This is a genomic window from uncultured Clostridium sp., from assembly GCF_937920395.1.
Lineage (GTDB): Bacteria > Bacillota > Clostridia > Clostridiales > Clostridiaceae > Clostridium_AD.
The window spans coordinates 1-5,141 of record NZ_CALEVF010000101.1 but is presented as its reverse complement, the minus strand read 5'-3'; the positions used below and the strand labels follow the sequence as shown (position 1 = coordinate 5,141).

Annotated in this window: 4 protein-coding genes; all 4 read right to left on the bottom strand. The window is 33.7% G+C overall.

Features of this window, described 5'->3' with window-relative positions; translation table 11 throughout:
- Positions 1 to 106 precede the first annotated feature (106 nt).
- Positions 107 to 1,288: a diphosphate--fructose-6-phosphate 1-phosphotransferase gene (locus tag Q0649_RS09005; protein WP_298840502.1), complete on the bottom strand. Its 1,182-nt coding sequence runs from the start codon at positions 1,286 to 1,288 to the stop codon at positions 107 to 109.
- Positions 1,289 to 1,319: 31 nt separating this feature from the next.
- Complete coding sequence (locus tag Q0649_RS09000; RefSeq protein WP_298840499.1) at positions 1,320 to 3,338, bottom strand: alpha-glucosidase; 2,019 nt, start codon at positions 3,336 to 3,338, stop codon at positions 1,320 to 1,322.
- 68 nt (positions 3,339 to 3,406) lie between these two features.
- On the bottom strand, positions 3,407 to 4,075 hold the full coding sequence (locus Q0649_RS08995) for a DUF4867 family protein (RefSeq protein ID WP_298840496.1): 669 nt from the start codon (positions 4,073 to 4,075) through the stop codon (positions 3,407 to 3,409).
- A gap of 41 nt (positions 4,076 to 4,116) precedes the next feature.
- Positions 4,117 to 5,141, bottom strand: a 1,025-nt coding sequence (locus Q0649_RS08990; protein WP_298840491.1) for a sugar isomerase, incomplete at its 5' end; no start/stop codon positions are given.

Sequence of the window (5,141 nt, the reverse complement as noted above, 5' to 3'; positions counted from 1 at the left end):
TTTTCCCATGCATTCATAATTAATTTTTTACCTGATACGTATGGCATATTAACACATTCCTTTCTTTCTTTTAAATTTTATTTTTAAAATATATAACTTCACATTATTACTTAAATCTACAACATTGTTTTGCGTAATTTGTTTTTACGCAAGGTAATGAAGGATATGGTGAAAGATCACCTCCAATCAAAGGCCTTAGCCATTCATAATATTTTTGAGGATTCTTAATAAATTCGTATGGAAGTGCTTTCTCACCTAAACTAGTTACTTTATCAAGAAGGCAACTCTCTAGATGGTAGTCATATCCTTTTATATCGCTATTTTGAATAGTAACCATAACGTTTGTTTCATTGTTATCTATTAGTTCTGATGCCTTTTTTCCAACATCATAAGCTTCTATTCTATCTCGAGATGAAGTTGCTAAAGAGAAACTTCTTTGATTCATTCCTAAATTTTCTCCTCTGGCAGAGAATCCTAGATTTTCTTTAACTATATCCTCTAATCTTTTTGAAACTCCACCTAAAACTACTCGCCCATTTACTACTGCCTTTTGAATGTTATTTTCATTATCTAACTTAATACCTTCACTAACAACTATTGTTGCTGTTCCATATTCTTTTACTAGACTTTTAACATCATCCAAAAATTCTTCGGTGTGAAATTTTGTTTCTGGTAAGTAAATTATATGAGGACCTTCCTCTTCAGATTCTTTTAGCAGTCCACTGGCGGCAGCTAACCATCCTGCATTACGTCCCATAGTTTCAATTATTCTTACTTGTTCAAAATTTTTCATAGCCTCTAAATCTTTACTTATATCCCTAGCAGAGAAAGCAACAAATTTAGCTGCACTTGCAAATCCAGGTGCATGATCTGTCATACCTAAATCGTTATCAACAGTTTTAGGTATCCCTATAACTTGAAGCTCATAACCAATTCCATCAGCAATATTTTTAATTTTTTGGAGTGCCGCCATAGTACCATTTCCTCCAATAAACACAAGAGCATTAATATCATTCTTTTTTAAATTATTAACAGCAATTTCTATTTTTTCATCTGTTAATTGATAACGCCCTGAACCTAAACATGCTCCTGGAATATATTTATGTTTTTTTACTAAGTCTAGAGTTTCATCTTTAATTTCTATTAAGTTATCTTTTACTAAACCTTCATATCCATTTAACACACCATATAGTAAATTGTTCTTTATGGAACTTTCTACAAAACCTACTAAACTAGTGTTAATTACAGCGGTTGGTCCTCCCGCTTGACCTATTGCAATTTTTTTCATGCTTTCCCTCCTTCCTTATTAATTTTACATACTAAAAACCCATATGTTTAACTTCCCCTGTCTTTTTAAATAGTTCTACATGGTCTGATTCCTTTCTGTAAAATACTGCTGGCTGCCCAAGAGGTACTGAAACTTCTATATCTCCACCGTTATACTCTTTTCCTGTCCATAAATGTACCCATTTATCTTCTGGTAAGTATACATTCCATTTTGTTTTTCCTGGTTCATAAACAGGAGCAACCAATATATCTCTTCCATATAAATATTCATATTTAATACTATAGGATCTCTCATCATTTTCATAGTGCATAAATAGTGGTCTCTGCACAGGTATACCTTTATTTGAATTTTCTTTTACAAGCTCTTTTGTATAGGGAGCAAGAGTTGTATATACCATACTCATTTTTGCAAAATGATATATTGTGTCATCATCTGAATCAAATTGCCAATTAGCCTCTGGTCTATTTCCCTCATGAGTTCTCATCACTGGTGTAAATGCCGCCATCTCAGCCCATCTCATAAATAATTCTTTTGTTCTTTTCATTTCAAATAGTGTAGTGTATCCACCGATATCACTATGATGTAGTCCACATCCTGTCATTCCAAGCGATAATGCTGCAGGAATTACAGATGCTAATCCATCATCCAAACTCCAATCGACATTTTGATCTCCTGCCCACATCATTGTGCTATATTTCTGACTTCCAGTACCTCCTGCTCTCATAAAGAAAGTAACATCGTCCAGTTTGCCAGCTTCTTCAATTGCTTCTCTATTTATTTGAGCCCACATTGCTGGCCATGCATTATGCATTATTTCAGCACTTACTCCATTATTTAAAACAACATCCGTTGGTAAATATTCTCCAAAATCCGCCATCCATCCCGAAAGCCCAAATTCAATCATTTCCTTTTTAATTACTTCTTTATACCAAACGCAAGCTTTAGGTATAGTGAAATCTACTACACCAGCATAAAATTCACCGAATTCCACCAAATAATCTTTTCCTTCTTTATTTTTAGCTAAATACCCTTTTTCACTAGCTTCTTTAAATAGACTGCCCTCAATAGCAACATAAGGATTTATATATCCAAGAACTCTTATTCCTCTTTCTCTTAGTTTTTTAATTTCCTCTTTAAGCCCTGGATATAATTTTTTATCCCATACCCAGTTCCACATAAGTCTCTTTCCAAAGGAAGTCATTCTTATTCCTTCCCAATCCTGAGCCCATATACCACTTACTTTCACTCCCTTTTCTAGAACATTTTCTAATTTCTTAAGTGCTACTTCAGTTCCACCTTGAATTCCAAGCCATACTCCTTTGTATACCCATTCAGGGAGTTCTGGTTGTCTTCCAAGTAGTGCTGTTAATTTGCATACTAAATCCAGATATGTTTCTCCAGTCTCAAATATTATTTCTTCTGGCATATCCCATATTTGTAGTTCATGAAAATTTTCATGACCAAAATCAAAATCCATATAAGCACTGTTATTTATGTGACAATAATATTTTCTAGTTGAAATAAATGTTGGCTCTGGAAAGAAAGTAGTATAATAATCCCCACCAGCTTGATCCATACTCTCTGCCATAAATGTTGTGTAAGTATTTTTATTTCTTCCAACACCTTGTTCTGAAGTCCATAATGGGTAATTTTTTCCCCTTAAATCAAAATCTGAAAATTGTTCTCCACATCCGTATATGTGCTCTTCTTTTTCCGCTTTTAACCTAAGCCAAAATCTATTAAAATTATTTGGATTTTCTAAAAATTTTACAACAGTTCTTCCGTCTTCTTCTATAAATAATGCCTTTATAACATTAAGTCCACCCTTTGAAAAAGTAACTATTACTCCACTATTTTCTACTAATATCTCAAAATCGTTTAAAGCTATTTTTTCGCAGATATAATCTTTAACTTTAAAATTTCCGCGAAACATATCATAGCTACCTTTCCCTTTTCCCACATATATGCATGGATTTTCAATACTATGTTCAATTATTTCCTTTCCATTAACAAGAATGCTAAACCCATTTTTTCTCTGAACAAGTTTCATAATTACCTCCCTGTTTTCTATATTTCCAAAGCTTCTACCTATAATTTGTGCCACTCTCTATCAAATCACTATTTAATCTTTATTTCAATATTTTCACCAACTATTCCAGCATAGGCTCCTTTTTCCATTAGAGGCTTTCTATCAGGGTGTGCTAATAGCCATTTATTTCTTGCAAATAAAAGTACATCCTTATATTTTGATATATCTGATTTTAAAGGCTCATTAGTTCCTTTAGGTAATATTACTATACATTTGAATCCTTCTTCTTCTACCTTACAAGGTCCAAAATGAAGTGTTGTCTCATATATTTGTATAGCCGTTCCTTTTTTCACAAAGAACGCTTCGACTTTGCTAGCATCATATTTGTTTTGCTTTACATCTTGAAGTACTCCAAGAAGCAATACCATATCTGTAACAGCTACGTCTATTTCACTGCCAATATGATATTCCAGTCCATTTAAAGTTGAATTTGGGCCGTTACAATATCCTATTTCTATTGGCATTTCACCATAAAATTCATTTTCTAATCTTTCTCTTACTTTAGTTTTTTCCATTTCATTAACTGAAGCTATATAAGTATTCCCACTCGCTGATATAACTGTTTCTTTTTCCATGTATTGTATCAATTCATCAAAATTGTAATCTTCTAATATTTTACCATACTTTACAAAAGCATCATTATGAATATCTTTTATTTCTATATGATCATTAATTTTTATAAGTTCTTTTAAATTCATTATATTCCTCTCCCTTATATACAATTTGATTTAAATTACTCTTAATATTCCCAAACTTTTATGCCCAGGAATCCGCACATAGTTTTAACTTCTTCTATCACATCACCATATGCAACAACAAAATGTGGTTCCCAACCATCCTTTACGAACTGTGCCACTTTACTTGCAGCATTTCCACCTTCCGGCTTAACAGTTACCGAAGTACCGAAGAATTTTTGTGGTTCATCTAATGCTTCTCCTTTATAAATGAACATGCGGAAGCCATCTTTATCTTTTCCTAAACGTAAAACTGTAACGGGACCACCTTTTAATCCAAATTCCATAGTTGGTCCAATTTGACGATTTGGATGTACCCCTAATTTTGCTCCCTCACTCTTACTTGCAAGGCAACTTGCTCCAGCTCCACAATGCCAATAAACAATACTGTCACATTTTTCGTCAATTGCTACAGGATCTCCAAAGTAAGTAGCTTCGCCAGTAAGCCCAGCACCTATAAACATACTTATAGCTCCACCTATATCTGTTTCACAAGAAGATGCAATTCCATTATCATTTAGCATGGAAAGTACTGCACAAACAGGTGCACCAAATCCAACAAAGAAATCTGGCCAACAACGAGAAGCTATTGCTCCAGCTCCAGATTCTTTTACAAATAATTTATAAGCTGTACTTAAGCGTGCATATTTCTCTAAATTTTCTGCTGGCATTGCTTCCCAGCCTTTCGTACGACTTTTCAATTCTTTAAGTGCCGGTGCAATTTCTTCAACACTTAATGCAGTAGCTTTACTCATTATCCCGGATGCCTCAATTTGAGCAATTCTAGTTCCAAGAGTTCCAGCAAGTTTTGCTTCATCTACTGCACCAAATCCGAACCCTGCTGGTTGAGATCCCACAACTCCAATTATAAGATTATTTAGCTTTTTAACCATTTCCATAGCACTTGCAATTTTACGTAGTTTTTTAATTACAACTTGCTCATCAGGATTTCCAAAAACAAATTCATGATGTCCGCCCTGAAGATATACACTATTACCAGCTGAAAATGCACCTGTCAAAGAATTTAGTT